This is a genomic window from Streptomyces sp. NBC_01171, from assembly GCF_045039805.1.
Taxonomy (GTDB): domain Bacteria; phylum Actinomycetota; class Actinomycetes; order Streptomycetales; family Streptomycetaceae; genus Streptomyces.
In genome coordinates this window covers 1,795,428-1,811,907 of record NZ_CP108609.1, presented here as the reverse complement: position 1 = coordinate 1,811,907, position 16,480 = coordinate 1,795,428, and the positions used below count along the sequence as shown (strand labels likewise).

At 71.2% G+C, this 16,480-nt stretch carries 16 protein-coding genes; 12 read left to right on the top strand and 4 right to left on the bottom strand.

From position 1 onward, the window contains the following. The first annotated feature begins 116 nt into the window (after positions 1-116). The 3 genes from OG448_RS08215 to OG448_RS08205 all read left to right on the top strand — a co-directional run bounded on the left by OG448_RS08215 (position 117) and on the right by OG448_RS08205 (position 4,112). Positions 117-941, top strand: a complete 825-nt coding sequence (locus OG448_RS08215; RefSeq protein ID WP_405552402.1) for an isocitrate lyase/phosphoenolpyruvate mutase family protein — start codon at positions 117-119, stop codon at positions 939-941. Positions 942-1,126: 185 nt separating this feature from the next. Further along, positions 1,127-1,990 carry a formate/nitrite transporter family protein gene (locus OG448_RS08210; RefSeq protein WP_405552400.1) on the top strand — a complete coding sequence of 288 codons (864 nt, stop codon included), beginning with the start codon at positions 1,127-1,129 and terminating at the stop codon, positions 1,988-1,990. Between the two features lie 148 nt (positions 1,991-2,138). Further along, complete coding sequence (locus OG448_RS08205) at positions 2,139-4,112, top strand: acyl-CoA dehydrogenase family protein (protein WP_405552398.1); 1,974 nt, start codon at positions 2,139-2,141, stop codon at positions 4,110-4,112. Between the two features lie 3 nt (positions 4,113-4,115). Here OG448_RS08205 and OG448_RS08200 read toward each other — a convergent pair whose 3' ends face one another. After that, positions 4,116-4,574 carry a lamin tail domain-containing protein gene (locus tag OG448_RS08200; RefSeq protein ID WP_405552396.1) on the bottom strand — a complete coding sequence of 153 codons (459 nt, stop codon included), beginning with the start codon at positions 4,572-4,574 and terminating at the stop codon, positions 4,116-4,118. A 200-nt stretch (positions 4,575-4,774) separates the two neighbouring features. Here OG448_RS08200 and dxr point away from each other — a divergent pair, with 200 nt between their 5' ends. The 6 genes from dxr (at position 4,775) to OG448_RS08170 (ending at position 12,052) form a co-directional block, all read left to right on the top strand. After that, complete coding sequence (gene dxr / locus OG448_RS08195) at positions 4,775-6,043, top strand: 1-deoxy-D-xylulose-5-phosphate reductoisomerase (protein ID WP_405552394.1); 1,269 nt, start codon at positions 4,775-4,777, stop codon at positions 6,041-6,043. Beyond that, entirely contained in the window at positions 6,040-7,344 is a 1,305-nt protein-coding gene (locus tag OG448_RS08190) for a M50 family metallopeptidase (protein ID WP_405552392.1), read from the top strand. Before dxr ends, OG448_RS08190 begins: the two co-directional genes overlap by 4 nt. 171 nt (positions 7,345-7,515) lie before the next feature. Beyond that, a complete protein-coding gene (gene ispG, locus OG448_RS08185; RefSeq protein ID WP_405552390.1) occupies positions 7,516-8,673 on the top strand; it encodes a flavodoxin-dependent (E)-4-hydroxy-3-methylbut-2-enyl-diphosphate synthase in 1,158 nt (385 codons plus the stop codon). A gap of 186 nt (positions 8,674-8,859) precedes the next feature. Then, entirely contained in the window at positions 8,860-9,708 is an 849-nt protein-coding gene (locus tag OG448_RS08180; protein WP_405552388.1) for a GNAT family N-acetyltransferase, read from the top strand. Between the two features lie 34 nt (positions 9,709-9,742). Then, positions 9,743-10,273: a GNAT family N-acetyltransferase gene (locus OG448_RS08175; RefSeq protein ID WP_405552386.1), complete on the top strand. Its 531-nt coding sequence runs from the start codon at positions 9,743-9,745 to the stop codon at positions 10,271-10,273. Between the two features lie 75 nt (positions 10,274-10,348). Next, a complete protein-coding gene (locus OG448_RS08170; RefSeq protein WP_405552385.1) occupies positions 10,349-12,052 on the top strand; it encodes a proline--tRNA ligase in 1,704 nt (567 codons plus the stop codon). A 51-nt stretch (positions 12,053-12,103) separates the two neighbouring features. Here OG448_RS08170 and OG448_RS08165 read toward each other — a convergent pair whose 3' ends face one another. The 3 genes from OG448_RS08165 to OG448_RS08155 form a co-directional block, all read right to left on the bottom strand. Next, positions 12,104-13,021, bottom strand: a complete 918-nt coding sequence (locus tag OG448_RS08165) for an aminoglycoside phosphotransferase family protein (protein WP_405552383.1) — start codon at positions 13,019-13,021, stop codon at positions 12,104-12,106. A 97-nt stretch (positions 13,022-13,118) separates the two neighbouring features. Continuing rightward, a complete protein-coding gene (locus OG448_RS08160) occupies positions 13,119-13,619 on the bottom strand; it encodes a ferritin-like domain-containing protein (RefSeq protein ID WP_405552381.1) in 501 nt (166 codons plus the stop codon). Continuing rightward, complete coding sequence (locus OG448_RS08155) at positions 13,616-14,134, bottom strand: hypothetical protein (RefSeq protein ID WP_405552380.1); 519 nt, start codon at positions 14,132-14,134, stop codon at positions 13,616-13,618. The genes OG448_RS08160 and OG448_RS08155 overlap by 4 nt, the downstream gene beginning before the upstream one ends. Positions 14,135-14,431: 297 nt before the next feature. Between OG448_RS08155 and rimP the strand changes: the two genes are divergently transcribed. The 3 genes from rimP to OG448_RS08140 all read left to right on the top strand — a co-directional run bounded on the left by rimP (position 14,432) and on the right by OG448_RS08140 (position 16,351). After that, positions 14,432-14,941: a ribosome maturation factor RimP gene (rimP, locus tag OG448_RS08150; protein ID WP_030817212.1), complete on the top strand. Its 510-nt coding sequence runs from the start codon at positions 14,432-14,434 to the stop codon at positions 14,939-14,941. A gap of 2 nt (positions 14,942-14,943) precedes the next feature. Next, on the top strand, positions 14,944-15,930 hold the full coding sequence (gene nusA, locus OG448_RS08145; RefSeq protein ID WP_086694547.1) for a transcription termination factor NusA: 987 nt from the start codon (positions 14,944-14,946) through the stop codon (positions 15,928-15,930). A 124-nt stretch (positions 15,931-16,054) separates the two neighbouring features. Continuing rightward, positions 16,055-16,351 (top strand): YlxR family protein, encoded by a 297-nt coding sequence (locus OG448_RS08140; RefSeq protein ID WP_078858668.1) that lies wholly within the window; start codon positions 16,055-16,057, stop codon positions 16,349-16,351. Positions 16,352-16,480 lie beyond the last annotated feature (129 nt).

The following is a 16,480-nucleotide window of genomic DNA, read 5'->3' as shown; positions in this document are numbered from 1 at the left end:
CTGTGCGGGGGCTCCGGCCGTCGGCGTTCTCCGACGGCCGACCGCATTGACGGCGGGCGGCATTCATGTCGGATTCCTGCCAGAAAGCGGTTCGCGTACGGTGCTTGACTGCGGTCATGACCCACGCGTACGCGGCCGACGCCCGCCTCTTCCGCTCCCTGCACACCCCCTCCGCCCCCCTCGCGCTCGCCAACGCCTGGGACACGGCGAGCGCCCGCGTCGTCGAGGCGGCGGGCGCCCCCGCGATCGCCACCACCAGCGCCGGTGTCTCATGGGCGCTCGGTTCGCCCGACGGCGGCTCCCTCACCCGGGAGCGGGCCCTGGAGGTGATCGCCCGGATCGCGGACGCCGTCACGGTCCCGGTCACCGCCGACATCGAGGACGGGTACGGCGAGGACGCCTCCGCCGTCGCCGAGACGGTCGCCGGGGTGATCGAGGCGGGCGCCGTCGGCGTCAACATCGAGGACGGCACCCGGACCCCGGCCGAGCTGGCCGCCCGGCTCGCCGCGGCCCGCCGGACCGCGGAGCGGGCGGGAGCGGACCTCTTCCTCAACGCCCGGATCGACACCTACCTGCTGGGCCTGGGCGCCCCGGAGACACGCCTCGAGGAAACCCTGACCCGGGCCCGGCTGTACGTCGAGGCGGGCGCCGACGGCATCTTCGTCCCCGGTGTCACCGATCCGGCCATCCTCGAGGCGCTGGCCGGGGACATCCCCGTACCGCTCAACGTCATGGCCGGCCCCGGCGCGCCGTCCGTCGCGGAGCTGGGCACGCTCGGTGTGGCCCGGGTGAGCCTCGGTCCGGGGGTGGCGCTGGCCGCGTACGCCGCCGCCCGCCGTGCCGCGCAGGAGCTGTACGAGACCGGCTCCGTCACCTCACCCACCGACGTCCTGTCCTTCGCGGAACTGGACGGACTGCTTGCCGGGCCCGGTCAGCCGTAGGTTGCCCGGCCAGTGATAGGCGCGACCTATGGCGCGATAGATTTGGCCGATTAAATCGGGATAAGCATGGCCTATCACGTCATTAATTCGACTTTTGACATTTCCTGATCGGTGCGCGCACACTGCTCCACGCAGTGAGAGTCGGACAATCCGACCATGAGTGAGCAGCACCTGAGAGGGCCGTCGTGCCGATACCACTTGAAGAAGCCCTGGACGACCAGATCGCGGCAGCGCGCGGCAAGGCGAAACTTCTCCGCTCGCCCGGCCGCTACCTGGTTCTCTCGGCGCTCGCCGGGGCCTTCATCGGCATGGGCGTCGTGCTGATGGTCATGGTGTCCGGGCCGCTCAGCCTCGCGCACTCCCCCTGGGTCAGGCTGATCCAGGGCCTGGTCTTCGGTGTCGCGCTGACGCTGGTGATCTTCGCCGGTGGCGAGCTGGCCACCAGCAACATGATGACGATGGTCCAGGGCGCGGTCCGCCGGGCCCTCTCGCCCGCTGCCGCGCTCGCGGTGATCGTCGGCTCCTTCGTCGGCAACCTCGTCGGCTCGGTCGCCCTCGCCGGGCTGGTCCACGCCGCCGGGGTGCTGGGCGTCGCGCCCGCCCCCGGAGCGCCCGCCCCCGGTCTGGCCGGCCTGACCGGCATGCTCACCGCCAAGATGGCCGAGAGCGGCGAGGCGATGTTCTTCCGCGGCGTGCTCTGCAACTTCCTGGTCTGCCTGACCGTGTGGATGGGCATGCGCACCCGCTCCGACGCCGCCAAGATCATGCTGATCTTCGCGGGCATCCTGGCCTTCGTCGCCTCCGGCTTCGAGCACGTCGTCGCCAACATGACGACCTTCTCGCTCGGCCTCTTCGAGCACGTCCCCGGCGTGACCGTGGGCGCCTTCGCCCACAACCTCCTCTTCGTCGGCCTCGGCAATCTGGTCGGCGGCGGACTGCTGGTGGGCGTGGCGTACGCCGTAGCCGGCCGGCGCAGCACCCCGGCCGCGACCGAGAACGGCCCCGCCGAGGAGCAGAAGCCCCTGGTCCCGGCCCTCGAAACGGTCTGAGCGGCCGCTGTTCCCCCGCGCGTCCGTTCACCTGAACGGACGCGCAAGGGGTGGTGGGGGGCGCCCGATTCAGGTACCAACGATCCAGTAGCAACGGGTCGGTTACCCACGGTCCGCCAACATCCCTCTTCGCGGCGAGGTGAGCCTCATGTCCGCCCCCACCACTCAACGCACCAACGTCTCCGAGCGCGAGGCCCGGCAGGTGGCGGAGGCCGCCCGGGAGCAGAACTGGCGCAAGCCCAGCTTCGCCAAGGAGCTCTTCCTCGGGCGCTTCCGGCTCGACCTCATCCACCCCCACCCGCTCCCCGACGCCGAGAGCGTCCGGCGCGGCGAGACCTTCCTCGCCGAGCTGCGCGCCTTCTGCGAGACGGAGATCGACGCGGCCCGCATCGAGCGCGAGGCCCGTATCCCGGACGAGGTCGTGGCCGGCCTGAAGCGGCTCGGCGCCCTCGGCATGAAGATCGACACCAAGTACGGCGGCCTGGGCCTCTCCCAGCTCTACTACAACAAGGCCCTCGCCCTGGTCGGCTCGGTGAGTCCCGCCGTCGGCGCGCTGCTCTCCGCCCACCAGTCGATCGGCGTCCCGCAGCCGCTGAAGATCTTCGGCACCCAGGAGCAGAAGGACGCCTTCCTGCCCCGCTGCGCCACCACCGCGATCTCAGCCTTCCTGCTCACCGAGCCGGACGTCGGCTCGGACCCCGCGCGGCTGGCCACCACGGCCGTCCCGGAGGATGGGGACCCCTCCCGCTCGAACGGAGCCGAGAGTGGGGGAGAGTACGTCCTGGACGGCGTGAAACTGTGGACCACCAACGGTGTCGTCGCCGACCTGCTGGTCGTCATGGCACGGGTGCCGAAGTCCGAGGGGCACCCCGGCGGTATCACCGCGTTCGTGGTGGAGGCCGACGCCGAGGGCATCACGGTGGAGAACCGCAACGCCTTCATGGGCCTGCGCGGCATCGAGAACGGCGTCACCCGCTTCCACCGGGTGCGGGTACCGGCCGCCAACCGGATCGGCCCCGAGGGCGCCGGTCTGAAGATCGCGCTCACCACGCTCAACACCGGCCGGCTGTCGCTGCCCGCGATGTGCGCCGGCGCCGGTAAGTGGTGCCTGAAGATCGCCCGCGAGTGGGCCGCCGAGCGCGAGCAGTGGGGCAAGCCGGTCGCGCTGCACGAGGCCGTCGGCTCCAAGATCAGCTTCATCGCGGCGACCACGTTCGCGCTGGAGGCCGTCGTCGACCTCGCCTCCCAGATGGCCGACGAGGACCGCAACGACATCCGCATCGAGGCCGCGCTCGCCAAGCTGTACGGCTCGGAGATGGCCTGGCTGATGGCCGACGAGCTGGTCCAGATCCGGGGCGGGCGGGGTTACGAGACCGCCGAGTCGCTGGGGGCGCGCGGCGAGCGGGCCGTACCGGCCGAGCAGATGCTGCGCGACCTGCGCATCAACCGCATCTTCGAGGGCTCCACCGAGATCATGCACCTGCTGATCGCGCGCGAGGCGGTCGACGCCCACCTCTCGGTCGCCGGTGACCTCATCGATCCCGACAAGTCCCTCCAGGACAAGGCGAAGGCCGGTGCGGGGGCGGGCGTCTTCTACGCCAAGTGGCTGCCGAAGCTGGTCGCGGGGCCGGGACAACTCCCGTCCTCGTACGCCGAGTTCAAGCACGGCATCGACCTGTCCGGGCATCTGAGGTTCGTCGAGCGGCACGCCCGCAAGCTGGCCCGCGCGACCTTCTACGGGATGTCCCGCTGGCAGGGCCGGATGGAGACCAAGCAGGGCTTCCTCGGCCGGATCGTGGACATCGGCGCGGAGCTGTTCGCCATGAGCGCGGCCTGCGTCCGGGCCGAGCGGCTGCGGCGGGAGGGCGAGCACGGCCGCGAGGCGTACCAGCTCGCCGACGCCTTCTGCCGCCAGGCCCGCGTCCGCGTGGACGAGCTGTTCGCCCGCCTGTGGCACAACACCGACGGCGTCGACCGCAAGGTGGTCAAGGGCGTCCTCGGCGGGGCCTACGAGTGGCTGGAGGAGGGCATCCTCGACCCCTCGGGCGACGGCGCCTGGATCGCGGACGCCACGCCGGGAGCGAGCGAGCGCGTCAACGCCCGCCGCCCCTACGGCGGTTAGCCGCTAGCAGTACTTGTCGCTGCCGTTCCGGGTCGTCCACGAGCAGGTGTCGACCTTGGAGCCGTTCGACTTGGTCAGGGTCGCCGTGTCGCTGGTGTTGTTCCAGACGTAGGCACGGCGGTCCTGGTACTTGTCCGAGGTGGTGTCCGAACCGCTGCCGGTGTGGATCTTCATGTACTTCCCGGCCCCGATCTTGACGTTCGGGAAGGAGTACTTGTGGTTCGAGGCGTCCTTCAGGATCCACCCCTTCAGCGAGACCGCCGAGCGGCTGGTGTTCTTGAGCTGCACCCACTCGCCGTTGAGGCTGGAGTTGGACCGGGTGTCCTTGCCGGGGCTGTCGAAGTAGACCCGGTGGATCTGGACGCTGCCGGCCGCCTGGGCCGGGGTGCTCAGCAGGGTGCCGGTGAGCAGGGCCGCGCCGGCGAGAGCGGGCAGGGCGGCGCGGAGGCGCACGGTACGCATGAAGAGATCCCCCCAAGGATGTCGTTCACAAAGACGCTGCGCGGGCGAGAAGTTCACCCGTTCAACTGAATTGTTATCACAGGATCTTCACCCCGGTTTCACAAAGGGGGAAACCTTTCCGCGCTATAGGGCCCGTTTCCGGCCACCCTGCCGGGGGACGCGCGGTCCGGGCGGCCGCCGGGTGCGGCCACAATGGGGGGATGACCGAAAGCCCCGCCAGCCCCGCCCCGCTCGCCGACCCGCACCTCGTGTTCGACCCCGTCGCGGGCGACGGCCCGAAGGACGTGGTGATCCTCGGCTCCACCGGGTCCATCGGCACCCAGGCCATCGACCTCGTGCTGCGCAACCCCGACCGCTTCCAGGTCACCGCCCTCTCCGCGAACGGCGGCCGGGTGGACCTCCTCGCCGAGCAGGCGCGCAGGCTCGGGGTACGCACCGTCGCGGTCGCCCGTGAGGACGCGGCACCGGCGCTGCGCGAGGCCCTGGCCGGGCAGTACGGCACCGAGCCGCTCCCGGAGATCCTGGTGGGCCCGGACGCCGCCGCCCAGGTCGCCGCCTCCGACTGCCACACCGTCCTGAACGGCATCACCGGCTCCATCGGCCTCGCGCCGACCCTCGCCGCCCTGGAGGCCGGCCGCACCCTGGCACTGGCCAACAAGGAGTCGCTGATCGTCGGCGGTCCGCTGGTCAAGGCGCTGGCCAAGCCCGGTCAGATCATCCCGGTCGACTCCGAGCACGCGGCCCTGTTCCAGGCCCTCGCCGCCGGTACCCGCGCCGATGTGCGCAAGCTGGTCGTCACCGCCTCCGGCGGCCCCTTCCGCGGCCGCACCAAGGCCCAGCTGGCGGACGTCACCGTCGCCGACGCCCTCGCGCACCCCACCTGGGCGATGGGCCCGGTGATCACGGTCAACTCCGCGACCCTGGTCAACAAGGGCCTCGAGGTCATCGAGGCCCACCTGCTCTACGACATTCCCTTCGACCGCATTGAGGTGGTCGTGCATCCCCAGTCGTATGTCCACTCGATGGTCGAGTTCACCGACGGTTCCACGATCGCCCAGGCGACGCCCCCCGACATGGGTGGGCCGATCGCCATCGGCCTGGGCTGGCCCGAGCGCGTCCCGGACGCCGCCCCGGCCTTCGACTGGAGCAAGGCGTCCACCTGGGAGTTCTTCCCTCTGGACAATGACGCCTTCCCCTCGGTGAACCTCGCCCGGCACGTGGGCCGGCTCGCGGGCACCGCCCCGGCGGTGTTCAATGCGGCCAACGAGGAGTGCGTCGAAGCCTTCCTGGGCGGCGCTCTGCCCTTCAACGGGATCATGGAGACCGTCATCCGGGTGGTCGAGGAACACGGCACCCCGGTCACGGGAACTTCGCTCACGGTGTCGGACGTCCTCGAAGCGGAGACCTGGGCCAGGGCCAGGGCCCGCGAACTGACCAACCGGACGGCTACCGCGGAGGCGCGTGCATGACGACCTTGATGTTCATCCTCGGCATAGTGGTCTTCGCGGTCGGTCTGCTGGTCTCGATCGCCTGGCACGAGCTGGGGCACCTGTCCACGGCCAAGCTCTTCGGCATCCGCGTCCCGCAGTACATGGTCGGATTCGGCCCGACCATCTGGTCACGGCACAAGGGCGAGACCGAGTACGGCATCAAGGCCGTCCCGCTCGGCGGCTACATCCGCATGATCGGCATGTTCCCGCCGGACGACGCGGGCCGCGTCTCCGCCCGCTCCACCTCCCCGTGGCGCGGCATGATCGAGGACGCCCGCTCGGCGGCGTACGAGGAGCTGCAGCCGGGCGACGAGACGCGGATGTTCTACACGCGCAAGCCGTGGAAGCGCGTCATCGTCATGTTCGCCGGGCCGTTCATGAACCTGATCCTGGCCGTCGGGCTCTTCCTCACCGTGCTGATGGGCTTCGGCGTCCAGCAGGAGACCAACACCGTCTCCTCGGTCTCCGCCTGCGTCATCGCGCAGAGCCAGAACCGTGACGACTGCAAGAAGTCCGACCCGGCCTCCCCGGCGGCCGCCGCCGGGATCAAGGCGGGCGACAAGATCGTCTCCTTCGACGGCAGGCCGACCGAGAAGTGGAACACGCTGTCGGACCTCATCCGGGACAGCGCGGGCCGCAACGTCCCGATCGTGGTCGAGCGGGACGGCAAGGAGCTGACCCTCCACGCCACCATCGCGACCAACCAGGTGGCCAAGAAGGACGCCAGCGGCACCTACGTCCAGGGCCAGTACGTCACGGCCGGCTTCCTCGGCTTCAGCCCGGCGCGCGGGGTCGTCAAGCTCGGCTTCGGTGACTCCGTGGTCTGGATGGGCGACCAGGTGGGCCACGCCGTGGAGTCCCTCGTCGACCTGCCCGGCAAGATCCCGGCCCTTTGGAACGCCGCCTTCGGCGACGGCCCGCGCGAGCCGGACTCCCCGATGGGCATCGTCGGCGCCGCCCGCGTCACCGGCGAGATCGCCACGCTGGACATCCCGGCCTCCCAGCAGGTGGCCATGGCCGTCTTCGTGGTCGCCGGGTTCAACCTCTCGCTGTTCCTCTTCAACATGCTCCCGCTGCTCCCGCTCGACGGCGGGCACATCGCGGGCGCCCTGTGGGAGTCGCTGCGGCGCCAGGTGGCCCGGGTGCTGCGCCGTCCCGACCCCGGCCCGTTCGACGTGGCGAAGCTGATGCCGGTGGCCTATGTGGTGGCCGGGATCTTCGTCTGCTTCACCGTGCTCGTGCTGATCGCGGACGTGGTCAACCCGGTCCGGATCTCCTGACCTCGTACGACCAGGAAGGCGGCCCGGAACTCCGTGTTCCGGGTCGCCGCCCATTGGGTGGGTTTGCCGGGTGGGATGTGCTGGCGCACAGCCCCGTGTCGTAATCTCAAAGTCTGGAGCCCGCGGTTCACGGGACCGGATCTTGATCCACGACTTGGGGTTGCACAGCAGATGACTGCGATTTCTCTCGGCATGCCGTCCGTACCGACCAAGATCGCCGAGCGGCGCAAGAGCCGTCAGATCCAGGTCGGCTCCGTCGCGGTCGGCGGAGACGCCCCCGTCTCGGTGCAGTCGATGACCACGACCCGTACCTCGGACATCGGGTCGACGCTGCAGCAGATCGCGGAGCTGACGGCGTCGGGTTGCCAGATCGTGCGGGTGGCGTGTCCGACGCAGGACGACGCGGACGCGCTGGCGACGATCGCGCGGAAGTCGCAGATTCCGGTGATCGCGGACATCCACTTCCAGCCGAAGTACGTGTTCGCCGCGATCGAGGCGGGCTGTGCGGCGGTGCGGGTGAACCCGGGCAACATCAAGCAGTTCGACGACAAGGTCCGTGAGATCGCCAAGGCGGCCAAGGATCACGGCACGCCGATCCGGATCGGTGTGAACGCCGGGTCGCTGGACCGTCGTCTGCTGCAGAAGTACGGCAAGGCCACCCCGGAGGCGCTGGTGGAGTCGGCGCTGTGGGAGGCGTCGCTGTTCGAGGAGCACGACTTCCGGGACATCAAGATCTCGGTGAAGCACAACGACCCGGTCGTGATGATCGAGGCGTACCGCCAGCTCGCCGCCCAGTGCGACTACCCGCTCCACCTCGGTGTGACGGAGGCGGGTCCGGCGTTCCAGGGCACGATCAAGTCGGCGGTGGCCTTCGGTGCGCTGCTTTCGGAGGGTATCGGCGACACCATCCGCGTCTCCCTGTCGGCCCCGCCGGCGGAGGAGGTCAAGGTGGGTCTGCAGATCCTGGAGTCGCTGAACCTCAAGCAGCGCGGCCTGGAGATCGTCTCCTGCCCGTCCTGTGGGCGGGCGCAGGTGGATGTCTACAAGCTGGCCGAGGAGGTCACGGCGGGGCTGACCGGCATGGAGGTCCCGCTCCGCGTCGCCGTCATGGGCTGCGTCGTGAACGGCCCCGGCGAGGCCCGCGAGGCCGACCTCGGCGTCGCCTCCGGCAACGGCAAGGGCCAGATCTTCGTCAAGGGCGAGGTCATCAAGACCGTCCCGGAGTCGAAGATCGTGGAGACCCTCATCGAGGAAGCCATGAAGCTCGCCGAACAGATGGAGGCGGACGGCATCACGTCGGGCGAACCGACGGTGGCGGTAGCAGGCTGACGGGCGTCTGGGGGGAAGTGGGGCTGAAGGCCCCCTTCCCGCAGGGGCGCGGGGAACTGCGCGACCAGCCCCGACGAACCCGCACCCGCCGACAAAGACAGCACATCCGAGCTGAAGGCGCACCCCCAAAGCAGCGCAGCTATAGTGCGGGGACCACAGCAGAACCCCCAGGGTGAGGCCCCGCACGTGTTGACCCAGACCACCTCACGGGTGCTCGGACCGAGCGACCTCGACGCAGCGCTCGCGGTCCTCGACCGCGAGCCCGTCGCCAACGCCTTCGTGTCCGCCCGCGTCCAGGTGGCCGGCCTCGACCCCTGGCGCCTCGGCGGCGAGATGTGGGGCTGGTACGAGGACGGCATGCTCACGTCCCTCTGCTACGCGGGCGCCAACCTCGTCCCGGTCTGCGCCACCCCCCGCGCCGTCCGCGCCTTCGCCGACCGCGCCCGCCGGGCCGGCCGCCGCTGCTCCTCCATCGTCGGCCCCGCCGGACCCACCTCCGAGCTGTGGCGCCTGCTGGAACCGCACTGGGGCCCCGCCCGCGAGGTCCGCGCCCGCCAGCCCCTCATGGTCACCGACCACATGCCCGACGGCATCCACCCCGACCCCTACGTCCGCCGCATCCGCAAGGACGAGATGGACACGATCATGCCCGCGTGCGTGGCCATGTTCACCGAGGAGGTCGGCGTCTCCCCGATGGCCGGCGACGGCGGACTGCTCTACCAGGCCCGCGTCGCCGAACTCGTCGGCTCCGGCCGCTCCTTCGCCCGCCTCGACGGCCGCGGCAACGTGGTCTTCAAGGCCGAGATCGGCGCCGCCACCGCCCAGGCGTGCCAGATCCAGGGTGTCTGGGTCGCCCCCGAGTACCGCGGCAAGGGCCTCGCGGCCCCCGGCATGGCCGCCGTGCTGCGCTACGCCCTCACCGACATCGCGCCGATCGCCAGCCTCTACGTCAACGACTTCAACACCGCCGCCCGCGCCACCTACCGCAGGGTGGGGTTCCAGGAGGTCGGCGAGTTCATGAGCATTCTCTTCTGACGGGCACACCGGGCCACCCCTGTACGCTCCCCGCATGGACCTCGTGATCGGCACCCTGGACCTCACAGCCCACGTCGACGAGGCCCTCGCCGTGCAGGCCCTCGCCTTCGGCCTCGGCCCCGACGAGATCGCCGTACGCCGTCAGATCGTCCAGCGCCACATGCGCATGCCCGGCGCCCGCGCCCTCGGCGCCACCAGCCGGGGCGCGCTGATCGGCTTCGTGTACGGGATGCCCAACTCCCGGGCCCACTGGTGGTCCACCATCGTGGAGCCCTACCTGCGCGCCGAGGGCAACGACGGCTGGCTCGACGACTCCTTCGTCATCACCGAGCTGCACGTCCACCCCGGCCATCAGAACCGGGGCGTCGGCCGCCGCCTGATCACCCGCATCACCGACAGCGCCGCCGAACCCCGCTCGATCCTCTCCGCCATCGACACCGACAGCCCCGCCCGCGGCCTCTACCACTCGCTCGGCTACACCGACCTCGCCCGCCAGGTCCACTTCCCGAGCGCCCCCAAGCCGTACGCCGTGATGGGCGCCCCCCTCCCGCTGCGCCGCCGTTAACCGATTTCCACCCGTGCGGGCGGCCCGGCTAACCTCCTAGCCATCACCTACATTTCCGGCAGGAGTACGAGAACAATGGCGAACGTACCGGTCCAGCGCATGTCCAAGTTGTTGGCGAAGACGCTGCGCGACGACCCGGCGGACGCCGAGGTCCTCAGCCACAAGCTCCTCGTCCGCGCCGGTTACGTCCGCCGCACCGCCGCCGGCATCTGGTCCTGGCTGCCGCTGGGCACCAAGGTCCTCGCCAACGTCGAGCGGATCGTGCGCGAGGAGATGGACGCCATCGGCGCCCAGGAGGTCGTCCTCCCCGTCCTGCTGCCCCGCGAGCCCTACGAGGCCACCGGCCGCTGGGACGAGTACGGCGCCGAGCTGTTCCGCCTCCAGGACCGCAAGGGTGGCGACTACCTCCTCGGCCCCACCCACGAGGAGATCTTCACCCTGCTGGTGAAGGACCAGGCGTCCTCCTACAAGGACCTGCCGGTGATCCTGTACCAGATCCAGTCCAAGTTCCGGGACGAGGCTCGCCCCCGCGCGGGCATCCTGCGCGGCCGTGAGTTCCTGATGAAGGACTCGTACTCCTTCGACACCGAGGACGAGGGTCTGGCCTCCTCCTACGCCCTGCACCGCGCCGCCTACCAGCGGATCTACGAGCGCCTCGGCCTCGACTACCGCATCTGCGCGGCCACCGCGGGCGCCATGGGCGGCTCCCGGTCCGAGGAGTTCCTCGCTCCCGCCGAGGCCGGCGAGGACACCTTCGCCGACTGCCCCAACTGCGACTTCGCCGCCAACACCGAGGCCGTGTACTACGAGACGGCCCCCGTCGACGGCTCGGCCGTGCCCGCGCTGGAGGAGATCCCCACCCCGGACACCCCGACCATCGAGACCCTCGCCGCCTCCCTCGGCGTCCCGGCCTCCGCCACCCTGAAGAACCTGCTGGTCAAGGTCGACGGCGAGATCGTCGCCGTGGGCGTGCCCGGTGACCGCGAGGTCGACATGGACAAGGTCGAGGCGCACTTCGCCCCGGCCGCAGTCGAGCTGGTCACCGCCGAGGACTTCGTCGGCCGCCCCGACCTGGTGCGCGGCTACGTCGGCCCGCAGGGCCTGGGCGAGAAGGTCAAGTACATCGCCGACCCCCGCGTGGCCCCCGGCACCGACTGGATCACCGGCGCCAACAAGGAGCACACGCACGCCAAGAACGTCGTCGCGGGCCGTGACTTCGAGGTCGACGAGTACGTGGACGTCGTCGTGGTCCAGGAGGGCGACCCCTGCCCCAAGTGCGGCGCCGGGCTGAAGCTGGACCGGGCCATCGAGATCGGCCACATCTTCCAGCTCGGCCGCAAGTACGCCGACGCCCTCAAGCTCGACGTGCTCGGCCAGAACGGCAAGCCCGTCCGCGTCACCATGGGCTCCTACGGCATCGGCGTCTCCCGCGCCGTCGCCGCCCTGGCCGAGCAGACCGCCGACGAGCACGGCCTGTGCTGGCCCAAGGAGGTCGCCCCGGCCGACGTCCACGTGGTCGCCGCGGGCAAGGCGCTCCAGACCGAGCTGGCGCTCGACGTCGCCGAGAAGCTGTCCGCCGCGGGCGTCCGCGTCCTGGTCGACGACCGGGCCGGGGTGTCGCCGGGCGTGAAGTTCACCGACGCCGAGCTGATCGGCGTCCCGCAGATCCTGGTCGCCGGGCGGCGCTCCGCCGACGGTGTGCTGGAGCTGAAGGACCGCAAGACCGGTGAGCGCGAGGAGCTGACGGTCGAGGAGGCCATCGCCCGCCTCACCGCCTGAGCAGGCACAGCAGAGGCCCGGCCGCACCGCGCGGCCGGGCCTCTCTCGTGCTCACAGCCAGGTGGCGAACTCCAGCAGCAGGTCCGCGTCCTGTTCCCGGCCCACCCGGCGGGCCCGCACCCCGGACTCCACGGCCCGGAACAGCGTCCAACCGCGCAGCCGCTCCTGGTCCACCTCCAGCGACTCCGCGAGCCGCTTGATCCGGCGCCGGGTCACCGCCGCGCCCGACGGCACCGCGATCAGGTCCTCCACCCGGTCCCGGACCAGCCGCGCCAGGTCGAAGGCGGACTCGCCGACCACCGGGTCCGGGCCCACCGCCAGCCACGGCAGCCGCTCCCCGCCGAGCACCTTGCTCTGCCGGAACGTGCCGTGCAGCAACCGGTGGTCCGGCGCCTCGGTCAGCAGTTCCTCGCGCACGGCCAGCGCCGCGTCCACCAGGGGCGCCGACTCGGGGTCCTTCAGGGCGCTCGCGGCCATCGCCTCGGCCTGCCGTCCGGTACGTTCGGCCACCGTCTCGAACCGGTGCGCGCCCTCGCCGGCCGGCGGGTCCACCCACAGGCGGCGCAGCGTCCCGGCCGCCTCCAGCAGTGCCTTGGCCTCCGGTAGCGAGCGCACCGACACGTCCGGGTGCAGCCGCTCCAACAGCAGCGCACCCTCCGCCACGTCCTCGGGCCCGCCGTCCAGGAGCTGTACGGCACCCAGGCCGCCCCAGTGCGCCAGCGCGGCCCGCTCGCTCTCCGGCCGGGCCCGCGCGGGCGCCAGCTTCAGCACGGCGGGGCTGCCGTCCGCGCGCCGCACCAGCAGCACCAGGCTGCTGCGGCCGCCCGGCACCTGCACCCGGTCCACGGTCAACTCGCGTCCGGTGACGGCCCGTTCGGCCGCCTCGGGCAGTCCCGCCAGCCAGTCGTCACCGGGCGGCGCGGTCTCCCGGCTCGCCCGGACCAGTCGCCGGGGCGGTTCCAAAGCCATGCGCGAGTCGTTCCCCTTCTCCTGCGTCCGCCTGCTGTTCCTTACGCACCCCCACAACCGAAGGCCCAGGGAAGGCTACGCCTTCCACGTACCCGGTTCAGGCCGTCGGGGACGCCGAAGGCGTGGAGTCGGTCGCGCCCGCCCGGCCCGTCGTGTCGTCGGTGCGTTCCGCCAGACCGGGGAAGGCGGGAGTGTGGCCGGACCAGCGGGCCGCGCGTACCGCCGACTCGCGCAGGGACGCGGTGGCCGTGGTGCGGCGGGGGCCGGTGGTGGCGCGGACGAGGTCGGCGTAGACCCCGGCGAGACGTTCCTCCAGCTCCGCGGCGAGGCGCAGCGCGGCTGAGGAGTCCGCCACCGAGAAGGGCAGCGCGTACGCGGGGCTCGCCGCCACCGGCTCACCGCCCAGGTCGCGGACCGAGCGGGCCAGGGTGTCGCGGGCCGCGCGGTGGGCGTCGTACGCGGAGCGGGCCTCGCCCTGCCGGGGCGCACCGATCCGGCCGCCGACGACCCCGTAGCCGTACACCGCCGCGTGCTCCGCCGCCAACGCGGCCTGGAGGGCGGTCAGTTCGGCCTTCTTCGTCTTCTCGCCGTCGCTCACTTCGCCGCCTCCGTCAGCAGATAGGCGTGCGCGGACCCGGCCGCCGACACCGATGCCATCAGCCGGGCCAGTTCGCCCGGCACCTCCAGCAGCGCCGCCGCGCGCCGGTCCGCCACGGTCCGCTCGGCGGACGCCAGCGAGGTCAGCGCCTCCTTCCGGTCGGCGGACGCGGTGGGCACCGGCGAGGGCGACTTCTGCGCCTTGCCGCTCTGCTCCGCCTTGTCGTCGGCAGTGCCGCCGAAGGCGTCCCGGTGGGCGGCCACCGCGGCCCGCAGCGGGGACAGCCGGTCGGCGAGCGCCGGGTGCGCGTCGAGCACCGCGTCGTAGCGCGCCAGCAGATCGGCGCTGTCCCGCGCCGCACGCGCGCGTGCGCGGGTGGCCGCCGAGACCGCGCGCTCGGCGGGGCTCGAACCTGCCGAGCAGCCCGTCAGCAGGACGGTGGCACCGGGCAGGGAGGCGAGCAGGGTTCTTCTGCGCGGCCCCGAGCGGGCGCGCGGCGGTGGGGAGTACGGCACGGCAGACGTCCTCGGGGAACTCGTACGGGGAGCGACGGGGGAGACACGGGGAGGGGCGGGGGAAGGCACCGGAGAGCGGGGCCCGTCGAACAGGCCGCCCGCCCGTGATCACCGTACCCGCGCCCTGTCCCCGTACCACTCACCGGCACCGTTCCTCACCCCCGACCGCCCACCGGACGGACGCGCGGGAGGTGCGGGGACGCCGAGGGTGGACGGCAACACCCATCGCGACCGGATACCCTTTGACCAGACACGCGACCATCCCACAACAGCACACGCGGCCGAGGAGTCACCCGGATGAGCACCACCCAGAGCGAGAGGCTGCGAGAGCTGCTCGAACCGCTCGTCACCTCCCAGGGGCTGGATCTCGAGGAGATCGCCGTCGACTCCGTCGGACGCAAGCGTGTGCTGCGCGTGGTCGTCGACTCCGACACCGGAGCGGACCTGGACCGGATCGCCGATGTGAGCCGCGCGCTCTCGGCGAAGCTCGACGAGACCGACGCGATGGGCGACCAGGCGTACGACCTGGAGGTCGGCACCCCGGGCGCCGAGCGCCTCCTCACCGAACCCCGCCACTACCGGCGCGCCGTGGACCGGCTGGTCAAGTTCCAGCTCGCCGACGGCGAAGAGCTCGTCGCGCGCATTCTCGGCGTGGACGACGAGGGTCTGGACCTGGAGGTCCCCGGTGTGAAGGGCCGCAAGGCCAAGGAGCGCAGGCTCGCCTTCCCGGAGATCGCCAAGGCGCGGGTGCAGGTCGAGTTCAACCGCAAGGACAAGACGGACATGAAGGAAGAGGAGGAGGCGTAGCCGTGGACATCGACATGAGCGCCCTGCGGGGCTTGGTCAGGGAGAAGGAGATCTCCTTCGACCTGCTGGTCGAGGCGATCGAGTCGGCCCTCCTCATCGCGTACCACCGCACCGAGGGAAGCCGCCGCCACGCACGCGTGGAGCTGAACCGCCAGAGCGGTCACGTGACCGTGTGGGCGAAGGAGGACCCCGAGGACGTCGAGGAGGGGCAGGAGCGCCGCGAGTTCGACGACACCCCCTCCGGGTTCGGCCGGATCGCCGCCACCACCGCCAAGCAGGTCATCCTCCAGCGGCTGCGCGACGCGGAGGACGACGCCACGCTCGGCGAGTACGCCGGCCGTGAGGGCGACATCGTCACCGGCGTGGTCCAGCAGGGCCGCGACCCGAAGAACGTGCTGGTGGACATCGGCAAGCTGGAGGCCATCCTCCCGGTGCAGGAGCAGGTCCCCGGCGAGACCTACCAGCACGGCATGCGGCTGCGGTCCTACGTGGTCCGCGTCGCCAAGGGTGTGCGTGGCCCGTCGGTCACCCTCTCGCGCACCCACCCCAACCTGGTGAAGAAACTCTTCTCCCTGGAGGTGCCGGAGATCGCGGACGGTTCGGTGGAGATCGCCGCCATCGCCCGCGAGGCCGGCCACCGCACCAAGATCGCCGTGCGGTCCACCCGTTCGGGCCTGAACGCCAAGGGCGCCTGCATCGGCCCGATGGGCGGCCGGGTGCGCAACGTGATGGGCGAGCTGAACGGCGAGAAGATCGACATCGTCGACTGGTCGGACGACCCGGCCGAGATGGTGGCGAACGCCCTGTCACCCGCCCGGGTGAGCAAGGTCGAGGTCGTGGACCTCGCCGCCCGCTCCGCGCGGGTCACCGTGCCGGACTACCAGCTCTCGCTGGCGATCGGCAAGGAGGGCCAGAACGCCCGGCTCGCCGCCCGCCTCACCGGCTGGCGCATCGACATCCGGCCGGACACCGAGCAGGTCACCGACTAGATCACCCTCACGATCCGGTCCCGATCACGACAGATCCGGACCGGATCGTGGCCGTTCACCACACTGCAACTGTTCGATCTCTGCCCCAAAGGAATGAGGTCGGTACGGGGAGGTAGACTTAACCGTGTCTGGCCGGACGCACACCCGAGCATGCCCTGAACGCACCTGTGTGGGGTGCCGGAAGCGGGCGGCCAAGAACGATCTACTGCGGATCGTGATGATCGAGGACGCCTGCGTCCCCGATCCTCGCGGTACGCTGCCCGGCCGGGGTGCTTATGTACACCCGGCACCGGTCTGTCTGGACCAGGCGGTTCGCCGCCGAGCGTTCACGCGGGCACTGCGCGCCCCGCGAGCGCTCGACACAAACGCGTTGCGCCGATACGTCGAGCAGACAACAGTTGCCGAGCAGGCAACGCCGTAAGAAGTGCCGCCACGGAACACCGCGGCGGCCTGGTACCTCGCGAGTCGAAAGCAGGTCGAGATTGCGATGAGCACTCGATGAGTACGCGATGAGTACGCCCATGAACTAGCGACGGTCCGGCTTCACCCG

Coding starts and splice junctions, on each gene's coding strand:
- OG448_RS08200 (WP_405552396.1), bottom strand. CDS start 4,574: ATGCGTACCGTGCGCCTCCGCGCCGCCCTGCCCGCTCTCGCCGGCGCG.
- OG448_RS08165 (WP_405552383.1), bottom strand. CDS start 13,021: ATGGCTTTGGAACCGCCCCGGCGACTGGTCCGGGCGAGCCGGGAGACC.
- OG448_RS08170 (WP_405552385.1), top strand. CDS start 10,349: ATGGCGAACGTACCGGTCCAGCGCATGTCCAAGTTGTTGGCGAAGACG.
- OG448_RS08190 (WP_405552392.1), top strand. CDS start 6,040: ATGACGACCTTGATGTTCATCCTCGGCATAGTGGTCTTCGCGGTCGGT.
- OG448_RS08175 (WP_405552386.1), top strand. CDS start 9,743: ATGGACCTCGTGATCGGCACCCTGGACCTCACAGCCCACGTCGACGAG.
- ispG (WP_405552390.1), top strand. CDS start 7,516: ATGACTGCGATTTCTCTCGGCATGCCGTCCGTACCGACCAAGATCGCC.
- OG448_RS08205 (WP_405552398.1), top strand. CDS start 2,139: ATGTCCGCCCCCACCACTCAACGCACCAACGTCTCCGAGCGCGAGGCC.
- rimP (WP_030817212.1), top strand. CDS start 14,432: ATGAGCACCACCCAGAGCGAGAGGCTGCGAGAGCTGCTCGAACCGCTC.
- dxr (WP_405552394.1), top strand. CDS start 4,775: ATGACCGAAAGCCCCGCCAGCCCCGCCCCGCTCGCCGACCCGCACCTC.
- OG448_RS08215 (WP_405552402.1), top strand. CDS start 117: ATGACCCACGCGTACGCGGCCGACGCCCGCCTCTTCCGCTCCCTGCAC.